General features: G+C 66.5%; 15 protein-coding genes. 10 read left to right on the top strand and 5 right to left on the bottom strand.

Annotated elements, in window-relative coordinates; genetic code table 11:
- Nucleotides 1-33: 33 nt before the first annotated feature.
- Together AC4OR5_RS25930 and AC4OR5_RS25925 are read right to left on the bottom strand one after the other, a co-directional pair.
- Nucleotides 34-522: a DUF934 domain-containing protein gene (locus AC4OR5_RS25930; RefSeq protein ID WP_003093457.1), complete on the bottom strand. Its 489-nt coding sequence runs from the start codon at nucleotides 520-522 to the stop codon at nucleotides 34-36.
- On the bottom strand, nucleotides 519-2192 hold the full coding sequence (locus AC4OR5_RS25925; RefSeq protein ID WP_031685355.1) for a nitrite/sulfite reductase: 1674 nt from the start codon (nucleotides 2190-2192) through the stop codon (nucleotides 519-521). The genes AC4OR5_RS25930 and AC4OR5_RS25925 overlap by 4 nt, the downstream gene beginning before the upstream one ends.
- Nucleotides 2193-2297: 105 nt before the next feature.
- On the opposite strand from AC4OR5_RS25925, the gene ccoG reads away from it, so the two are divergent.
- The 4 genes from ccoG (at nucleotide 2298) to AC4OR5_RS25905 (ending at nucleotide 7549) form a co-directional block, all read left to right on the top strand.
- Entirely contained in the window at nucleotides 2298-4019 is a 1722-nt protein-coding gene (gene ccoG, locus AC4OR5_RS25920) for a cytochrome c oxidase accessory protein CcoG (RefSeq protein WP_079992411.1), read from the top strand.
- A gap of 97 nt (nucleotides 4020-4116) precedes the next feature.
- Nucleotides 4117-5532: a GntR family transcriptional regulator MpaR gene (mapR, locus tag AC4OR5_RS25915; RefSeq protein WP_116271255.1), complete on the top strand. Its 1416-nt coding sequence runs from the start codon at nucleotides 4117-4119 to the stop codon at nucleotides 5530-5532.
- Between the two features lie 263 nt (nucleotides 5533-5795).
- Entirely contained in the window at nucleotides 5796-7223 is a 1428-nt protein-coding gene (gene ccoN, locus AC4OR5_RS25910; protein WP_003093467.1) for a cytochrome-c oxidase, cbb3-type subunit I, read from the top strand.
- 83 nt (nucleotides 7224-7306) lie between these two features.
- A complete protein-coding gene (locus tag AC4OR5_RS25905; RefSeq protein WP_003093468.1) occupies nucleotides 7307-7549 on the top strand; it encodes a hypothetical protein in 243 nt (80 codons plus the stop codon).
- Between the two features lie 15 nt (nucleotides 7550-7564).
- On the opposite strand, the gene hpaR is transcribed toward AC4OR5_RS25905, so the two are convergent.
- Entirely contained in the window at nucleotides 7565-7987 is a 423-nt protein-coding gene (hpaR, locus tag AC4OR5_RS25900; RefSeq protein ID WP_003093470.1) for a homoprotocatechuate degradation operon regulator HpaR, read from the bottom strand.
- An 85-nt stretch (nucleotides 7988-8072) separates the two neighbouring features.
- Nucleotides 8073-9281 (bottom strand): Bcr/CflA family multidrug efflux MFS transporter, encoded by a 1209-nt coding sequence (locus AC4OR5_RS25895; protein ID WP_034027874.1) that lies wholly within the window; start codon nucleotides 9279-9281, stop codon nucleotides 8073-8075.
- Between the two features lie 365 nt (nucleotides 9282-9646).
- Here AC4OR5_RS25895 and AC4OR5_RS25890 point away from each other — a divergent pair, with 365 nt between their 5' ends.
- On the top strand, nucleotides 9647-10903 hold the full coding sequence (locus tag AC4OR5_RS25890) for an OprD family porin (RefSeq protein ID WP_058154671.1): 1257 nt from the start codon (nucleotides 9647-9649) through the stop codon (nucleotides 10901-10903).
- Nucleotides 10904-10931: 28 nt separating this feature from the next.
- Here the strand turns inward: AC4OR5_RS25890 and tyrS are convergent, their stop codons facing one another.
- Nucleotides 10932-12170: a tyrosine--tRNA ligase gene (gene tyrS, locus AC4OR5_RS25885; RefSeq protein ID WP_009877078.1), complete on the bottom strand. Its 1239-nt coding sequence runs from the start codon at nucleotides 12168-12170 to the stop codon at nucleotides 10932-10934.
- A 758-nt stretch (nucleotides 12171-12928) separates the two neighbouring features.
- Here tyrS and AC4OR5_RS25880 point away from each other — a divergent pair.
- The 5 genes from AC4OR5_RS25880 to AC4OR5_RS25860 form a co-directional block, all read left to right on the top strand.
- Nucleotides 12929-13228 carry a hypothetical protein gene (locus AC4OR5_RS25880; RefSeq protein ID WP_003093477.1) on the top strand — a complete coding sequence of 100 codons (300 nt, stop codon included), beginning with the start codon at nucleotides 12929-12931 and terminating at the stop codon, nucleotides 13226-13228.
- 131 nt (nucleotides 13229-13359) lie between these two features.
- Nucleotides 13360-15153, top strand: coding sequence for a cholesterol oxidase substrate-binding domain-containing protein (locus AC4OR5_RS25875; protein WP_003113002.1), 1794 nt, complete (start codon nucleotides 13360-13362; stop codon nucleotides 15151-15153).
- Between the two features lie 308 nt (nucleotides 15154-15461).
- A complete protein-coding gene (gene tesG, locus AC4OR5_RS25870) occupies nucleotides 15462-15761 on the top strand; it encodes a type I secretion effector TesG (protein ID WP_003093484.1) in 300 nt (99 codons plus the stop codon).
- 96 nt (nucleotides 15762-15857) lie between these two features.
- A complete protein-coding gene (locus tag AC4OR5_RS25865) occupies nucleotides 15858-17114 on the top strand; it encodes an HlyD family secretion protein (protein WP_058160168.1) in 1257 nt (418 codons plus the stop codon).
- Between the two features lie 9 nt (nucleotides 17115-17123).
- Nucleotides 17124-18327, top strand: a 1204-nt coding sequence (locus AC4OR5_RS25860; RefSeq protein ID WP_491952852.1) for a peptidase domain-containing ABC transporter, incomplete at its 3' end; no start/stop codon positions are given.

Genomic DNA, 18327 nt, shown 5'->3' with positions numbered 1-18327 from the left:
GGCAGGTAGCGGCGTCGGTCCGGGGGCGTATGCCTAGCGTCGGCGGAACAACGGTCGCGGCTCGATCGCCGAGCGGCCGTAGAGCACGCTCAAGCCCGCCAGCCCCTTGAGCGCGTCCTCGACGTTCTTGTCCTCGCGCACCGCGAAGGCATCGAAGCCGCACTGGCGCATATGGCTGAGCTGGTCGCGCAACACGTCGCCCACTGCGCGCAACTCGCCGCTCCAGCCCAGGCGCACGCGCAGCAGGTAGGCCAGGCTGTAGCCACGACCGTCGCGGAAGCTGGGGAAGTCGACGGCGATCAGCGGCAGCTCGGCGAAGTGCGGCAGCAAGGCCTCCACCTCATCGTCCGGCGCCAGCCAGGGCGCGGCGGCTCCGGCCTCGCCGCGGCGCTCCAGCCAGGCCGCCAGAGGCAGCAGCAACGGCCCCGGCGGCAACGCGTCGGGCAACTCGCGCAGGAGTTGCCAGGGATCGTCGCGGCAGACCTCGGCGACGCCATCGCGCAAACGGATCAGGTTGTTCATGCCGGTTCCTCCATCCTGGCGTAGACCCGGGCCTTGAACGGCTCCAGGCCGACCCGGTTGAAGGTGTCGATGAAACGTTCCGGGCCGACCCGCAGGTCGGTGAAGGTTTCGACGATCCGTTCGATCACCGCCGGCACCTCGGCGGCGCTGAACGATGGCCCGATCACCTTGCCCAGCGCGCTGTCCTTGCCCTGGGCGCCGCCGAGGGTGACCTGGTACCACTCGCTGCCGTTCTTGTCGACGCCGAGGATGCCGATGTTGCCGATGTGGTGGTGGCCGCAGGCGTTCATGCAGCCGGAGATGTTCAGGCTCAGCTCGCCGATGTCGTGCAGGTGGTCGAGGTCCTCGAAGCGCTGCTGGATGCCCTGGGCGATGGGGATCGACTTGGCGTTGGCCAGCGCGCAGTAGTCGCCGCCGGGACAGGCGATGATGTCGCTGAGCAGGCCCTGGTTAGGCGTGCCGAGGCCGGCTGCGCAGGCCTCGTGCCACAGCGCGTGGAGGTTCTCCAGGCGCACGTCGGGGAGCACCAGGTTCTGTTCGTGGGCCACGCGGATCTCGCCGAAACCGTAGCGCTCGGCCCAGTCGGCGACGCGTTCCATCTGCTCCGCGGTGACGTCGCCCGGCGGCGCGCTGGCGCCGGGCTTGGTCGACAGCACCACCGAGGCGTAGCCCGGCACCTTGTGCGCCTGGACGTTGCGCGAGGCCCAGCGGGCGAAGGCCGGATCGGCTGCACGGGCGCTGCCGTAGGCCAGCTCGCCACCGGCCGGCGGCAGGTAGCGCGGCAATACGAAGCGCTCGGCGACCCGCTGGCACTCCTCGGCAGTCAGTTGCGCCGGGCCGTCGCGCAGGTGCTGCCACTCTTCCTCCACCTCGCGGGCGAAAGCCTCGATGCCCAGCGCCTTGACCAGGATCTTGATCCGCGCCTTGTACTTGTTGTCGCGCCGGCCGTGGCGGTTGTAGACCCGCAGGATCGCCTCGACGTAGGACAGCAGGTGCTGCCAGGGCAGGTCGTCGCGGATCACCTGGCCGAGCATCGGCGTGCGTCCCAGGCCACCGCCGACCAGGACCCGCAGGCGCAACCCGCCGGCGTCGGGGTGGCGGTAAAGGTACAGGCCGATGTCGTGCATCTGCACCGCGGCGCGGTCTTCCACCGCCGAACTGAGGGCGATCTTGAACTTGCGCGGGAGGAACAGGAACTCCGGGTTCACCGTCGACCACTGGCGCAGGATCTCGGCCAGCGGCCGGGGGTCGGTCCACTCGTCCGCGGCGACCCCGGCGAAGGCTTCGGTGGTGATGTTGCGCACGCAGTTGCCGGAGGTCTGGATCGCATGCATCTGCGCGCCGGCGAGGTGTTCGAGGATGTCGCCGACCTGCTCCAGTTCGATCCAGTTGAACTGGATGTTCTGCCGCGTGGTGAAGTGCCCGTAGCCGCGGTCGTAGTGCCGGGCGACGTGCGCCAAGGCGCGCAGTTGCGGCGCCGACAGGGTGCCGTAGGGAATCGCCACGCGCAGCATGTAGGCGTGCTTCTGCAGGTACAGGCCGTTCTGCAGGCGCAGCGGGAGGAACTCCTCCTCGCTCAGTTCGCCGTCGAGGCGGCGGGCGATCTGGTCGCGGAACTGCGCCACCCGCTCGCTCACCAGCGCCTGGTCGTATTCATCGTACTGGTACATCGCAAAGCCCTCATCGACAGGGTTTCTCCACCGATGACGGGCAGGGTGGGTGGCGAAGAAACCGGGGACCGGCTGCGCCCCTGTTTCTGGCGACAGGATGGGCCGGTGTTCACTGGCACCCACTATCGCCCGCGTACAGACAGCGAAACAGCGGCAGATTCCGCCGAAAAAAACACATCAGATGGCCGACGGCGGCGAATTCGCGCCGCCTGCGACCGGTTGCCACGGGGTGCATATCTGTACTGCCGGAGGTCGACCGGTAACCCGCGGCAATGCTGGGCCGCTGCTTTCCGGAGGCATCTGATACGGTTTTTCCCGCTCGATCTGCCGCTGTTTCGCCCATCAGCCGGTTCCTATAGTCGCAACCGCCTCTCCAGCCTGATGGGCCTACGAAAAATGAGCGAAAGAATTCCCGCGATCCAGGTCGAGCCCGCCGTACCGGCCGCTCCGTCGAAACAGCCGCCCGCGCCCGGCAAGCTGCCGTCGGCGGTGAACGGCCCGATCTACACCCGCAGCTTCACCGGTCTGTTCCGCAACTTCCGCCGCCTCGGCGGCGGCCTGCTGTTCCTGCTGTTCTTCGGCACCCTGTGGCTGAACTGGAACGGCCGCCAGGCGGTGCTCTGGGACCTGCCCGAGCGCAAGTTCTACATTTTCGGCGCGACCTTCTGGCCGCAGGACTTCATCCTGCTCTCGGCGCTGCTTATCATCGCCGCCTTCGGCCTGTTCTTCATCACCGTGTTCGCCGGCCGCGTCTGGTGCGGCTATACCTGCCCGCAGAGCGTATGGACCTGGGTGTTCATGTGGTGCGAGAAGGTCACCGAGGGCGACCGCAACGCGCGGATCAAGCTCGACCAGGGTCCGGCGAGCGCCGCCAAGCTCTTGCGCAAGACGGCCAAGCACGCGCTGTGGCTGGGTGTGAGCCTGGTCACGGCGGTCACCTTCATCGGCTACTTCACTCCGGTGCGACCGCTGGTGGCCGACCTGTTCAGCTTCCAGCTGGACCTGGAAAGCCTGTTCTGGGTGCTGTTCTTCACCGCCGCCACCTATGTCAACGCCGGCTGGCTGCGCGAGCAGGTGTGCATCCACATGTGCCCCTACTCGCGCTTCCAGAGCGTGATGTTCGACAAGGACACCCTGATCGTGTCCTACGACGCCGCCCGCGGCGAATCCCGCGGCGCCCGCAAGAAAGGCAGCGATCCGCGCGCCCAGGGGCTCGGCGACTGCATCGATTGCCAGCAGTGCGTGCAGGTCTGCCCCACCGGCATCGACATCCGCGACGGCCTGCAGATCGCCTGCATCGGCTGCGCCGCCTGCGTCGACGCCTGCGACTCGATCATGGACAAGATGGGCTATGAACGCGGCCTGGTGCGCTACACCTCGGAACGCGCCCTGGAAGGTGGCCAGACCCGTTTCCTGCGTCCACGCCTGGTCGGCTACGCGGCGGTGATGCTGGCGATGATCGGCGCCTTCGTCGTCGCCCTGGATGCCCGCCCGCTGGCCTCGCTGGACGTGACCCGCGACCGTGGGCTGTTCCGCGAGAACGCCGCCGGGCAGATCGAGAACATCTACACCCTCAAGGTCATCAACAAGACCCAGCAGCCGCAGCGCTATCGCCTGCAACTCGACGACGCACCGGAGTTCCGCCTGCAGGGCGAGCACACCCTGAGCCTGAAGCCCGGCGAGATCCTCGACTTCCCGGTGTCGGTGGCCTCTATCGCCGAACGCGCCAGGGCCGGCTCGCAACCGCTGGCGTTCAGCCTGCGCGGCATCGACGACCCGAGCCTGGCGGTCGGCAGCACCAGCACCTTCGTTTCGCCGGCGCGCTGAGGAGGCCGCGATGAGGCATGACAACACGGTCCCGGCGCGCATAGAGTGGGCGCCAGCGGCCGTGCCCACGGCCAGCCAGGACAGCGGCCAGGACAAGATGAAGCGCTACGAGAAATTCGCCGACGAGATTGCCGAGCTGATCCGCACCGGCGTCCTCGCCCCCGGGCAGAAGGTGCCCTCGGTACGGCACGCCAGCCGTACCTACGGGGTCAGCGCTTCCACCGTGTTCCAGGCCTACTACCTGCTGGAAAGCCGTGGGCTGATCATGGCCCGCGCACGCTCCGGCTACTTCGTCTGCCAGCACGTGCAGCGGCCGCTGCCGGAACCGGAGATCAGCCCGCGCCAGGCCGACGCCACCGAGGTCGACGTCAGCGAGCTGGTGTTCTCCGTACTCAGTTCGATCAAGGACCCGGACACCGTGCCCTTCGGCTCGGCGTTCCCCAGCCCGCAACTGTTTCCCCTGCCGCGCCTGGCGCGCTCGATGGCCCATGCGGTGCGCGACATGGATCCGCAGTCGGTGGTCGCCGACATGACGCCGGGCAACCATGGCCTGCGCCGGCAGATCGCCCTGCGCTACATGGTCGGCGGCCTGCTGCTGCCGGTGGAAGAACTGGTCATCAGCAACGGCGCGCTGGAGGCACTCAACCTCTGCCTGCAGGTGGTCACCCGTCCCGGCGACCTGGTGGCCATCGAGGCGCCGGCGTTCTACGCCACCCTGCAGGTGCTGGAACGGTTGAAGCTGAAGGCGGTGGAAATCCCCGTGCATCCGCGCGAAGGCATCGACCTGGAAGTGCTCGCCGACAGCCTGGAGCGCCTGCAGATCAAGGCCTGCTGGTTCATGAGCAACTTCCAGAACCCGATGGGCGCGAGCATGGACGACGAGAAGAAACGCGCCCTCGCCGAGCTGCTGGCGCGCCACCAGGTGCCGATGATCGAGGACGACGTGTACGCCGAACTGTACTTCGGCCAGCAGGCGCCGAAACCGGTCAAGGCCTACGACCAGGAAGGCCTGGTGATGCACTGCAGTTCCTTCTCCAAGAGCCTGGCGCCGGGCTACCGGGTCGGCTGGGTGGCCGGCGGACGCTACGCCGAGCAGATCGAGCGACTGAAGCTGATGACCAGCCTGTCGGCGTCGATCCCGGCCCAGGCGGCCATCGCCGACTATCTCCAGCACGGCGGCTACGACCGCCACTTGCGCAAGCTGCGCTACGCCCTGGAGACCCAGCAGAACGCCATGCTCGCGGCGGTGGCGCGTTACTTCCCCGAGCAGACCCGGGTCAGCCGTCCCAGCGGCGGCTACTTCCTCTGGCTGGAGTTGCCCGAGGCGGTCGACTCGCTGCGCCTGTTCCAACTGGCCCTGGCCCAGGGCATCAGCCTCGCCCCGGGGCCGATCTTCTCCGCCACCCGCCGCTTCGCCCATTGCGCCCGGCTCAACTACGGGCACCCGTGGAGCGCGCGGCAGGAGAAGGCGATGGAGACCCTCGGGCGGATCGCCCAGTCGCTGGCGGGATGACGCCCCGCACACGGAAAGCCACTCCGGAGTAGGGCGGATAACCGCGCGCGGTCATCCGCCATGATCGGCTCGCGTCCCCCATCCCGGTATGCGCCGCCGCCCTGCACGAACGCCTTCCCCTGCCCCATCTGATACCCAAATTCCATATCGACCTGAAGCTGTTTTACCCCCGCCCCAGCCCTTAGATTGCAGGCTCCGGCTGGCGCCCCGTCTCCCCCCTCGACGGCGGTCGCCGGCTGTTCATTTCTTTCGGGACTGTACAGATGAACAAAGCAACGACGGAACCTGCCTACAACTACAAGGTGGTTCGCCAGTTCGCCATCATGACCGTGGTATGGGGCGTGATCGGCATGGGGTTGGGCGTACTGATCGCCTCGCAACTGGTCTGGCCCCAGATGAACTTCGACCTGCCCTGGACCAGCTTCGGCCGCCTGCGGCCGCTGCATACCAACCTGGTGATCTTCGCCTTCGGCGGCTGCGCGCTGTTCGCCACCAGCTACTACACGGTGCAGCGCACCTGCCAGGTACGCCTGTTCTCCGACACCCTGGCCGCCTTCACCTTCTGGGGCTGGCAGGCGGTGGCGGTGATCCTGCTGGTCAGCCTGCCGCTGGGCAACACCACCACCAAGGAATACGCCGAGATCGAGTTCACCGGCGCGATCTGGCTGGCGATCGTCTGGGTCGCCTACGCGGTGGTGTTCTTCGGCACCCTGATCAAGCGCAAGGTCAAGCACATCTATGTCGGCAACTGGTTCTTCGGCTCGTTCATCCTGACCACCGCGATGCTGCACATCGTCAACCACATGTCGCTGCCGGTGAGCTGGTTCAAGTCCTACTCGATGTACTCCGGCGCCACCGATGCCATGGTCCAGTGGTGGTACGGGCACAACGCCGTGGGCTTCTTCCTGACCACCGGCTTCCTCGGCATGATGTACTACTTCGTGCCCAAGCAGGCCGGGCGCCCGGTCTACTCCTACCGGCTGTCCATCGTCCACTTCTGGGCGCTGATCACCCTGTACATCTGGGCCGGCCCGCACCACCTGCACTACACCGCGCTGCCGGACTGGGCGCAGTCGCTGGGCATGGTGATGTCGCTGATCCTCCTGGCGCCGAGCTGGGGCGGCATGATCAACGGCATGATGACCCTCTCCGGGGCCTGGCATAAGCTGCGCGACGACCCGATCCTGCGCTTCCTGGTGGTGTCCCTGGCGTTCTACGGCATGTCCACCTTCGAAGGCCCGATGATGGCGATCAAGACCGTCAACGCCCTTTCCCACTACACCGACTGGACCATCGGCCATGTCCACGCCGGCGCCCTCGGCTGGGTCGCGATGATCACCATCGGCTCGCTCTACCACCTGATTCCCAAGGTCTACGGGGTCGAGAAGATGCACAGCGTCGGCCTGATCAACGCGCACTTCTGGCTGGCCACCATCGGCACCGTGCTGTACATCGCCTCGCTGTGGGTCAACGGCATCACCCAGGGCCTGATGTGGCGCGCGGTCAACGAGGACGGCACGCTGACCTACTCCTTCGTCGAGTCGCTGGTGGCCAGCCATCCGGGCTTCATCGTGCGCCTGGTCGGTGGCGGGTTCTTCCTCACCGGCATGCTGCTGATGAGCTACAACACCTGGCGCACGGTACGCCAGGCGCGCCCGGAAGGAATCCTCGCGGCGGCCCGCATGGCCTGAGCCGCGACAGCGCGTCCCTTCCCTTCCCGAGCCTCGCCCGCCACGCTGCGGGCAAGGCTCGACAGCCGACGAGGAGAATCATCATGGAATTCAGCTGGAGCGAGATCCTGCTGGAGCTGCTGGCGGTCGCCGTGCTGTTCTTCGGCGTGCATTGGAGCCTGCGCCACGCCAAGACCCTGGACCAGGCGAGCATGCTGCCGTTCGCCGACGACGAGGAGGTGGCCCGCCGGGTCGAGCGGGAAACCGGCAGGAGCCGCACCGGCTGCGGCTGTCCCGGTCGCTGCCAGGGCGACTGCCGGCACTGGGACAAGAATTGGCCGGCATGACGCCGGCCAGTCGCTTCAGGGCTTTATCTTCTTCAGCTCGTTGAGCAGTTCCAGCAACTGCGCGAGCTTTTCCTCGCCGAACCGCTCCTGGATGCGCTGGTAGTTCTTCTCCATGTCGCCGCTCATGGAGACGAAGCACTGCTGGCCCTTCTCCGTCAGGTTCACGTAGACCCGCCGCTGGTCCTTGGGCGCCTTCCAGCGCCGGACGATGCCGTCGCGCTCCAGGCGCGCCAGCACGCCGGTCATGCTCGGACGCAGGATGCAGGCCTGGTTGGCCAACTGGTAGCTCTCCATCTCGCCCTGCTGGCGCAGGATGCGGATCACCCGCCACTGCTGCTCGGTGAGGCCGTGCTGGTTGAGGGAGGGACGGAAGAAACTCATCGCGGCTTCGCGAGCCTGCAACAGGGTCAGGGTCAGGGAGGGTCTTGGCGTTGACATAGGGTCCGAGCTTGGATGACTGGTTTCGAAAGTGCAGAAGAGTAGCGGAAAAAACACAGGCTGCATGCGGGTATGCAGAAGGAAATCAACGGTTTCCGCCGTGCAGGGCCAAGCCCAGTGCGAGCAGGCTGCCGACGCCGCAGACGGCCATCACCAGCGCCATCGGCAGCACGCCGGGCAGCGCCAGCCAGCCGACCGCCAGGCTGGCCAGGCAGCCGAGGCCGAACTGCCCGGACACCGCCACCGCCGAAGCCGCCCCGGCCTGTCCGGGATACAACGCCAGCAGGCTGGCGATGCAGTTGGCGCCGAGCAGGCCGGTGACGCTGACGAAGCACAGCAGCCCGGGCACCAGCGCCCACAACCCGCCCCGCTCGCCGAGCGCCGCATAGCCGAGGAGGAACAGCCCGGACACGCAGGCCAGCAGGCTGCCGGCCCGCAGCAGCGGCCGCGGACCGTGGCGGCGCACCAGGCGCGCGCTGCACCAGGTGGCGAGCATCACGCCGAGGATGTTCAGGCCGAAGAACCAGCCGAAGCGCTCCGCGCGCACGCCGAAATGCTCGATGAACACGAAGGGCGCGGCGCTGATGTAGGCGAACATCCCGGCGAACGCCAGCCCCATGCACAGCACGTAGCCCAGCGCGCGACGGTCGCCGAGCAGCCGCCCATAGGCGAGAAAGGCCTGGGCCAGGCTGCCGCCGCGGCGCTCCGGCGGGTGGCTTTCGGCGACCCGCCAGACCGCCAGCAGGCAGAGCCCGGCGAACAGCGCCAGGACCACGAACAACGCGCGCCAGCCGGCCCAGAGCATCAGGTAGCCGCCGAGCAGCGGCGCGGCCAGCGGTGCCAGCATGGTCACCATGTGCATCAATGCCAGCATCCGGGCGGCCTCGCCCAACGGATAGAGGTCGCGCACCATGGCCCGCGCCAGCACCGACGCGGCGCCGCCGCCGAGGGCCTGGAGCACCCTCAGCAGGACCAGTTGCCCCGCGCTGTCGGCCAGCGCGCAGGCCAGGCTGCTGAACAGGTACAAGGCGATACCGGCCAGCAGCACCGGGCGCCGGCCGAAACGGTCGGACAAGGGGCCGTAGAACAGCATGCCGACGCAGAAGCCGACCAGGAAGCCGCTGATGCTCCGCTGCACCTGGGCATCGCTGGCGCCGAGATCGGCGGCGATCGCCGGCAGGCTCGGCAGATACATGTCGATCGACAGCGGGCCGAACGCCACCAGCGCCGACAACAGCAGCAACAGGCGTCGTTCGCCGCTTCCGAGCTGAATCTTCGATGCACTCGCAGGCACGCTCGCCCTCCTCTTCTTCGCCTTTCGGTCCAGACGACACCGCCGTGCACGCGGATGCAAGTTCGCCGTCCGGGAAATCCCCACGACGCGACCTCGTTCACCCTGGCAGCGCGCGGGGCCTGGCTCCTTTCGCGGGCCGACAACGTTAACAGATTAACCAAATGCGCAGAAGGCGAAAGATTCCAGGTCGGTTTCGCTCTCCAGCGCCGTACCCTCCATGATCGGCAAGCATGGAAAGGGACAGAAGCTAGCGAAGCTTCCGGGAGGATCGCCAATACTTCATTAACAAGTTAACAATATGCTAAAACTCACCGTGCAATCGGCGTCACCCATACCTACAAGAACAACAACCAAGGGAAGAATCGATGATCACGGCATGCCCCCGCCCGTGCGCCTGGCGCAGCTATGCGCTTGGCCTCGGCCTCCTGCCCCTCGCCGCGCAAGCGGAATTCCTCGCGGACAGCAGCGCCCACCTCGACCTCCGCAACTTCTACCAGTTGCGCGACTACCGCCAACACGATGCGCCCCAATCGCAGGCCGGCAACTGGTCGCAGGGCTTCGTCCTGCGCCTGCAATCCGGTTTCACCGACGGTCCGCTCGGCTTCGGCCTGGACGCTACCGGGCTGCTCGGCGTCAAGCTCGACTCGGGACGCGGGCGTAGCAACGATGGCACGCTGCCGTTCGGAGCGAATTCGAAGGAGCCGGTGGACGACTACAGTCACCTCGGCCTGACCGCCAAGCTGCGCTATTCGCAGACCCATCTACAGGTCGGCATCCTCATGCCGCAACTGCCGGTGGCGTTTCGCGACGACGTGCGCCTGTTGCCGCAGACCTTCGACGGCGCGCTGCTGACCTCCAGCGAGATCGAGGGTCTCACCCTCACCGCGGGGCAATTGTGGAAGTCGCGCACCCGCGAGTCGGCCGGCAGCGACGACATGTACATCATGGGCCGCGACAAGGCCCACGCCAGCGACGAGTTCAATCTCGCCGGCGCGACCTACGCCTTCACCCCTCGGCTCAGCGCCAGCTATTACTACGGCCAGCTCAAGGACATCTACCAGCAGCACTATCTCGGCCTGCTGCACACCCTGCCGCTGGGCGAAGGGCTGTCGCTGCGCAGCGACCTACGCTACTTCGACAGCGGCGAAGACGGCGCGGCGATCTCCGGGCCGGTGGACAATCGCAACCTCAACGCCATGCTCACCCTGCGCGCCGGCGCCCACGCCTTCGGCATCGGTGTCCAGAAGATGATCGGCAACGACGCCTTTCCGGTGCTCAACGGCTACACCACGCCCTACGTGGCCAACCTGATGGCCTACCAGACCTTCACCCGACCGCAGGAGAAATCCTGGCAACTGCGCTACGACTACGACTTCGCCGGCCTCGGCCTGCCCGGCCTGAACCTCATGACCCGCTATGTACAGGGCCGCGACATCGACCGCGGCGCCGGCCGCGCCGACGACAGCGAATGGGAGCGCAACACCGACCTGTCCTACGTGATCCAGAGCGGACCGCTGAAGAGCGTCGCCTTGAAATGGCGCAACATCACCTACCGCAGCCGCTACGGTGCGGACCTGGACGAGAACCGCTTCATCGTCAATTACACGCTGAAGCTCTGGTGAAGCGCGGCCCCTTGGGGCCGCAGGCACCTCAATCCTCGAGTCGCAGTTGCAAATGCTGCTTCTTGCCCAGGCTCAGGCGCAGCCCGTCGACCTCGCCCGCCAGCGGCGCGTCCGGATCGCTGACCGGCGTGCCGTCCAGGCGCAGGCCGCCGCCGGCGGCGAGGCGGCGGACCGCGCTGCGGGAGGGCTGGATCGCGTGTTCCAGCAGCAGGTCGGTCAGCGACAGTCCCTGCGCCAGGCGCGCGCGGGATAGCTTCATCACCGGCAAGCCGCTGTCCCGCGTACCGTCGGCGAACACCCCGCGCGCGGCATCGGCGGCGGATCGCGCGGCGTGCTCGCCGTGCGCCAGGGCGGTGGCGGCATTGGCCAGGACCACCTTCGCTTCGTTCAGCTCGGCGCCCTGCAAGGCGCCCAGGCGGCGCACCTCATCCATCGGCAGTTCGCTGAACAGGGCGAGGAAGCGACCGACGTCGCGATCGTCGCAGTTGCGCCAGAACTGCCAGAAGTCGAACGGCGCCAGGCGCTCGGCGTTGAGCCATACCGCACCCTGCGCCGACTTGCCCATCTTGCGCCCGTCGCTGGTGGCCAGCAGCGGCATGGTCAGGCCGAACAGTTGGGCGCCGCCCTGGCGTCGCGACAGCTCCACGCCGTTGATGATGTTCGCCCACTGGTCGGCGCCGCCGAGTTGCAGGGTGCAGCCGCGCCGGCGCGACAGTTCGACGAAGTCGTAGGCCTGCAGCAGGGTGTAGCCGAACTCGAGGAACGACAGCGAATGCTCGCGGTCCAGGCGCTGCCTGATGGCGTCGAAGGTCAGCAGGCGGTTGATCGAGAAGTGCCGGCCGACCCGGTCGAGGAACTCCAGGTAGCCGACGCCGTCCAGCCATTCGGCGTTGTTCACCAGGCTGTCGTCGTGCAGTTCGACGTAGCGCGAGAAAACCCGAGCGATGCCGTCGATGTTGGCCTGGATCTGCGCCTCGGTAAGGATCGGCCGGCTCGAATCGCGGAAGCTCGGATCGCCGATCCGGGTGGTCGCGCCACCGATCAGCAGCAACGGGCGGTGCCCGGCCTTCTGTAGCCAGCGCATCAGCATCAGGCCCTGCAAGTGGCCGACGTGCAGGCTGTCGGCGGTGGCGTCAAAGCCCAGGTAGGCGGTTGCCGGACCGGCGGCCAGGTGCGCGGCGAGGCCGTCGCGGTCGGTGCACTGGTGGACGAAGCCACGCTCTTCGAGCAGGGCGATCAGGTCTTGCTGATGGGTCGGGACGGACACGGGTATCTCCTTTGGCACGGTGGATGCCCGAGGAGACAGGTTGGGAGGGAGTTCACCGGACCGCCGCCTCGGGCGGTTCGGGAATGCAGCGACGCATCTACCGCCTCAATGAGGGAGCAGATAGGCGTAATAGCGCTTGAAGGTCAGGGCTGCACGATTCATGCGCGGCACTCTACGCGCCTGTGCCGGGCTGTCAAGGCTGGAAAGCGCCTCGACACGAACCGAGGCACTTCCTCGCAACAGAAGCGCAGCCTGGGAAAGTTTACCCGCCAGTTATCCGCACAAATTTATGACGCCGGTTTCTCTACTTTGAAAAACAACGCCCGACCGGACGTGTACTTCAATAACTCGACCGGAAGAAACCTATCAGCAAGGCAGTTGAATTTTTTCCGAAAGCAATAATTCGATACTTTTCTGGATTGGCGCATCATCTCGTAAAAATAGCGAACCGCTTCCCAGCACCCACGAATATCAATGGATCAGCAATATCCAGATGCTTATCGCGGCATTCGAAAAAACATCGACCAGTTCCACTGACAAAATATCGGCGTCATTTGCCTAACATGGATATTCCAAGTTCACCCTATCAACTTCCCAGATTGACACTCTCGCCGGCAGATCAGTAATTTTCAGCGACCAGCCGGCAAAGTACTTTTCCAGAGCGGCTGGCAACCGATAGTCACTCTATCTTCGCAAACCGATGTTTATGCGAGAGGGCCGGCTATCGCTCAAAACTTGATTGATGAAGGAATAGCGCCATGCAACTCGCCACACTTCAGGAACTGAGCTTCGATGAAATCGACCAGGTATCGGGCGCCGGACTCTTCAGCTTCGTCGGCGATGCCATCGTCGATGTGGTCAAGGTGTCCAACGACCTGCTCAACACGTCGGTCATCTCTTCGGTCGGCAAGGTGTTCAACGCCGTCGGCCTGACCCCCATCCATCAACTGGCCGACACCCTCGGCTACGGCGTGTTCAAGGGCGTCGCCGCGGTCGGCGGCCTGCTCGGCGGCGACACCAGCCGTATCGATTACCACTACGACACCGAGTGGACCTGATCCCAGGACCTCGGCCCGCTCCCGTCGCGGAGCGGGCCTCCCCCGTCGCCGGAGACCCGGACGCCCCCGGCGGCGACCTAGGACCCGGCAACCGGGAAGGGGCGACCAGCGCCCCGATCAGGAGAACCGCCATGCACGACCTCATCCAGCACGCCGACGCCTTCGTCGGCGATCCCGACCAGGAATCCGGCGGCCTGTCGCGCCGCAGCTTCCTCGGCAAGAGTGCCACGCTCGGCGCGGTCGGCCTGGTGGCCGGCTGGACCCCGGCCTTCGTCATCCAGCCCGCCGAAGCCGCCGCCAGCAGTTGTCCGGCGCCGGCAGGCTTTCCGGCCGGCCTCGAACTTTATCGGCGGGCGTTCCGCAACTGGTCGGGGGAAATCGCCGCCGACGACCTCTGGAGCTGCGCCCCGCGCACCAACGAAGAGGTTCTCGCGGTGGTCAACTGGGCCTGGCAGAACGGCTTCAAGGTGCGCCCGCGCGGCATGGGTCACAACTGGTCCCCGCTGCTGCTGAAAGGCGGCGAGAACTGCGAGAGCCGCATCGTGCTGGTGGAAACCAGCCGTTACCTGACCCGCGTACGGATCGACGCCCAGGGCGAGTTCGGCCTGTTCAGCGCGCAGACCGGCGTCACCATGGAAGCCCTGCTGAAACAACTGGAGCGGGTCAAGCTCGGCTTCGTCGCCACGCCGGCGCCGGGCGACCTGACCCTCGGCGGGGTGCTCGCCATCGACGGCCACGGCACCGGCATCCCGGCGCAGGGCGAAAGCCGCCTGCCGGGGCAGAGCTACGGCTCCCTGAGCAACAGCATCGTGGCGCTGACCGCGGTGGTCTGGGACGGCGCCGCCGGACAATACGTGCTGAAGACCTTCCGCCGCGACGATCCGGCCTGCGCGCCGTTCCTCGTCCACCTCGGACGCGCCTTCATCGTCGAGGCGACCCTCCAGGCCGGGGTCAACAAGCGCATGCGCTGCCAGAGCTACGTGAACATCCCGGCGAGCGAGATGTTCGCCGCGGCCGGCAGCGGCGGAAGGACCTTCGACAGCTTCCTGCAGAAAAGCGGACGCGCCGAGGCCATCTGGTTCCCCTTCACCGACAAGCCCTGGCTGAAGGTCTGGACGCCGACCCCGCGCTGCCCGTTCGGCGCCCGCGCGGTCAACGGCCCGTTCAACTACCCCTTCTCCGACAACATTCCCAAGGCGCTGTCCGACCTGCTGGCGGCGATCAACACCGGCCACCCGGAACTCACCCCGCTGCTCGGCAAGCTGCAGTACGACCTGGTAGTGGGCGGCATGGCGCTGACCCTGGGCTACGACCTGTGGGGCTGGAGCAAGGACCTGCTGCTGTACATCAAGCCCAGCACGCTGCGCGTCACCGCCAACGGCTACGCGGTGCTGACCCGGCGTCGCGACGTGCAGCGGGTGATCAACGAGTTCTACCTGCAGTACCAGACGATGGTCGCCGCCTACCGCGCCAACGGCCACTACCCCATGAACGGCCCGGTGGAGATTCGCGTCAGCGGGCTCGACCAGCCCGGCGAGTCGATCGTTCCCGGCGCCCAGGTGCCCAGCCTGTCGGCGATCCGTCCGCGCCCCGACCAACCGGAGTGGGACACGGCGATCTGGCTGGACATCCTCAGCCTGCCCGGTACCCCGCAGGCCAATGCCTTCTACCACGAGTTCGAGGCCTGGCTGTTCGACCACTTCAGCGGCGACTACGCCTCGCTGCGGGTGGAGTGGAGCAAGGGCTGGGGCTACAGCCCCGCCGCCGCCTGGGACGAGCCGACGGTGGTCGACCAGTTGGTGGCGCAGTCGCTACGCCAGGGCCTGGTCGCAGACAACGATTGGGACAGCGCGGTGCGCCAGTTGAACGAAGCCGATCCGCATCGGCTGTTCAGCTCGCCGCTGCTCGACCGGCTGATGCCATGAAATGCCGCTATGCGAGGCCGTACTGACTCGGACGAAGAGCGGTTGGCCGGAGCCGATATGAATGAGCCCTCGATACGGCGTTGACTTGTTCAACAGGTCTTATCGAGGTGTCGCACGAACCGGCCTTAATCATTCGCAAAGTTTACCCGGAGTGGCAAACCCTCATCCGCCGAATATTGAAACTCATTGTCAAACGAATTATCGAGCCCATGAAAAACCGCTAATCCTGGCAGTTCATCCCACTCTTTCGGATTAGTACCATCGAATGGCTTTCCAGACTCACGGGAAGCCTAAAGGAGATATATGAAATGAAAGAACTCAATGACATTGAAGTCACCTGCGTTTCGGGTGGAACTCTTTCCGGCATGATCGTAGGCGCCGTCGACGGCGCCGCGACGGGCATGGCAATCGGCGGGAAATGGGGCGGTGCCGGCGGCTTCGGCTTCGGCGCTCTTTCCCAGTTGGTCGGCCTGATCGTGCCAACCGCAATGGGCGCTATTGCCGGGGGCACGGTCGGTCTCTTCACCAACGCAGAGACGGCTGTCGGTTACTTGGGCCAATACCGGGAAAACTTCGGTCCCGGTGATGTAGGCCGCACCACCATCTAATTAGAAAAGTCGCACTCCGGCACTTCATGCGTTTGAACTTTCGCAAGGGTGTCGGAGTGTCATGCAAGTATTATTCGAATCCAGGATCCAGCCACCATGTTTCGCCAGGAAGCCCTCGACGCCCAGCATGCCGGCGGCCTGGGCGAGATCGTGCTGATCCGCCCGGTCTCCTTCACTTTTCTCACCCTGCTGGCCGCGGCGATGGCGCTGCTGGTGGTGGGCTTCTTCCTGTTCGGCAGCTACACCAAGCGCAGCACCGTCAGCGGCCAATTGGTGCCCGCCAGCGGCCAGGTCAAGGTGCACGCGCCGCAGGCCGGCATCGTGCTGCGCAAGTTCGTCCAGGAAGGCCAGGCGGTACGACGCGGCGAGCGCCTGATGGTGCTTTCCAGCGAACGCTACGGCAGCGATGCCGGCCCGGTGCAGGCCGGTATCAGCAGGCGCCTGGAACAACGCCGCGACTCCCTGCGCGACGAACTGGAAAAGCTTCGCCGCCTGCAAGACGACGAGCGCGACAGCCTGACCAGCAAGGTCGCCAGCCTGCAGCGCGAACTCACCACCCTCGCCGCCCAGACCGACAGCCAGCAACGCCTGCTGGCGCTGGCCAGCGACGCCGCCGCGCGCTACCAGGGGCTGATGGACAAGGGCTACATCTCCATGGACCAGTTGCAGCAGCGCCAGGCCGAGCTGCTCGGCCAGCGCCAGACCCTGCAAGGCCTGGAGCGCGAACGCACGTCGCTGCGGCAGCAGTTGACCGAGCGCCGCAACGAACTCGCCGGGCTTTCCGCGCGCCAGGCCAACCAGCTCGCGGAAACCCGCCGCCAGCTCAGCGCGGTGGAGCAGGACCTGGCCGAAAGCGAAGCCAAGCGCACCTTGCTGGTCACCGCGCCGGAGAGCGGCATCGCCACCGCCGTGCTCGCCGAAGCCGGGCAGACCGTCGACAGCTCGCGTCCGCTGCTGAGCATCGTTCCCGCCGACACCCCGTTGCAGGCCGAACTCTACGCACCGAGCAAGTCCATCGGTTTCATCCGACCGGGCGACGCGGTGCTGATCCGCTACCAGGCCTATCCGTACCAGAAGTTCGGCCAGTACCACGGCAAGGTGCAGTCGATCTCCCGCGCCAGCGTCTCCTACGCCGAGCTTTCCAGCATGGTCGGCGGCGTACCGGGGCTCGGCCAGGATGGCGAACAGCTGTACCGGCTGCGGGTAAGCCTCGACGACCAGGCGGTGACCGCCTACGGCCAGCCGCGTCCGCTGCAGAGCGGCATGCTGCTGGACGCCGACATCCTCCAGGACACCCGGCGCCTCTACGAATGGGTGCTGGAACCGCTCTACAGCCTGACCGGCAAACTCTAGGAACGACCCATGGCCTTTCTCGACGCTCTCGCCCTGCGCCTGGGCCGCCGCCTGCCGCTGGTGCTGCAGACCGAAGCCACCGAATGCGGCCTGGCCTGCCTGGCGATGATCGCCGGCTACCACGGCCACCACACCGGCCTGATGGAACTGCGCCGGCGCTTCTCCGTATCGCTCAAGGGCATCTCCCTCAAGCAACTGATCCAGACCGCCCACCGCCTCGGCCTGGGCACCCGCGCGGTGAAGCTCGACCTCGGCGACCTCGGCAAGCTCAAGCTGCCCTGCGTGCTGCACTGGAACTTCAACCACTTCGTCGTGCTCAAGGCGGTCGACGGGCGCGGCGCGGTGCTCCACGACCCCGCCCACGGCCAGCGCCGGCTGGGCCTGGAGGAAGTCTCGCGGAGCTTCACCGGGGTAGCCCTGGAACTCTGGCCGGAGAGCGGCTTCGAGAAACAGGAGGCGCCGTCGCGGATCAAGCTGCTGGGCATGCTCGGCAAGGTCACCGGGCTGTACCGCTCGCTGGCCCAGGTGCTGCTGCTCGCCGGCGCGCTGGAAGTGTTCTCGCTGATCAGTCCGTTCTTCCTGCAATGGACCATCGACAACGTCATCGTCAGCGAAGACCGTGACCTGCTCAGCACCCTGGCCATCGGCTTCGGCCTGTTGCTGCTGATGCAGCAGGCGGTCAGCGGGGTGCGCGCCTGGGTGATGATGCACATGAGCACCCTGCTCGGCGTGCAGTGGCAGGCCAACGTCTTCAGCCACCTGCTGCGGCTGCCCGCGCAGTATTTCGAGAAGCGCCACCTGGGCGACGTGGTGTCGCGCTTCGGCGCGGTGAACAGCATCCAGCAGACCCTCACCGCGGCCTTCCTCTCGGCGGTGCTGGACGGCCTGATGACCGTCGCCACCCTCGGCATGATGCTGCTCTACAGTCCGCCGCTGGCGGCCATCGCCATCGCCGCCATGAGCCTCTACGCCCTCGGCCGCTGGATCTGGTACCGGCCGTTGCGCAACGCCACCGAGGAGCAGATCGTCCACGCCGCGCGCCAGCAGAGCCACTTCCTCGAGACGGTGCGCGGCATCCGCCCGCTGAAGCTGTTCCAGCGCCAGGACGAGCGCCGCTCGGTATGGCTCGGCCTGCTGGTGGAACAGATCAACGCCGGCCTGCGTACGCAGAAGCTGCAACTGTTCTACCAGCAGCTCAACGGCCTGCTGTTCG

This window comes from Pseudomonas sp. YA1 (genome assembly GCF_058680555.1).
Note: the sequence above shows the minus strand (reverse complement) of the source record. Positions and strands in the feature narration are given on the sequence as shown.

Bases quoted from the DNA above. Each gene is read 5' to 3' on its own strand.
- AC4OR5_RS25930 (WP_003093457.1), bottom strand. From the start codon at position 522: ATGAACAACCTGATCCGTTTGCGCGATGGCGTCGCCGAGGTCTGCCGC.
- AC4OR5_RS25925 (WP_031685355.1), bottom strand. From the start codon at position 2,192: ATGTACCAGTACGATGAATACGACCAGGCGCTGGTGAGCGAGCGGGTG.
- mapR (WP_116271255.1), top strand. From the start codon at position 4,117: ATGAAGCGCTACGAGAAATTCGCCGACGAGATTGCCGAGCTGATCCGC.
- ccoN (WP_003093467.1), top strand. From the start codon at position 5,796: ATGAACAAAGCAACGACGGAACCTGCCTACAACTACAAGGTGGTTCGC.
- AC4OR5_RS25905 (WP_003093468.1), top strand. From the start codon at position 7,307: ATGGAATTCAGCTGGAGCGAGATCCTGCTGGAGCTGCTGGCGGTCGCC.
- hpaR (WP_003093470.1), bottom strand. From the start codon at position 7,987: ATGTCAACGCCAAGACCCTCCCTGACCCTGACCCTGTTGCAGGCTCGC.
- AC4OR5_RS25890 (WP_058154671.1), top strand. From the start codon at position 9,647: ATGATCACGGCATGCCCCCGCCCGTGCGCCTGGCGCAGCTATGCGCTT.
- AC4OR5_RS25880 (WP_003093477.1), top strand. From the start codon at position 12,929: ATGCAACTCGCCACACTTCAGGAACTGAGCTTCGATGAAATCGACCAG.
- AC4OR5_RS25875 (WP_003113002.1), top strand. From the start codon at position 13,360: ATGCACGACCTCATCCAGCACGCCGACGCCTTCGTCGGCGATCCCGAC.
- tesG (WP_003093484.1), top strand. From the start codon at position 15,462: ATGAAAGAACTCAATGACATTGAAGTCACCTGCGTTTCGGGTGGAACT.
- AC4OR5_RS25865 (WP_058160168.1), top strand. From the start codon at position 15,858: ATGTTTCGCCAGGAAGCCCTCGACGCCCAGCATGCCGGCGGCCTGGGC.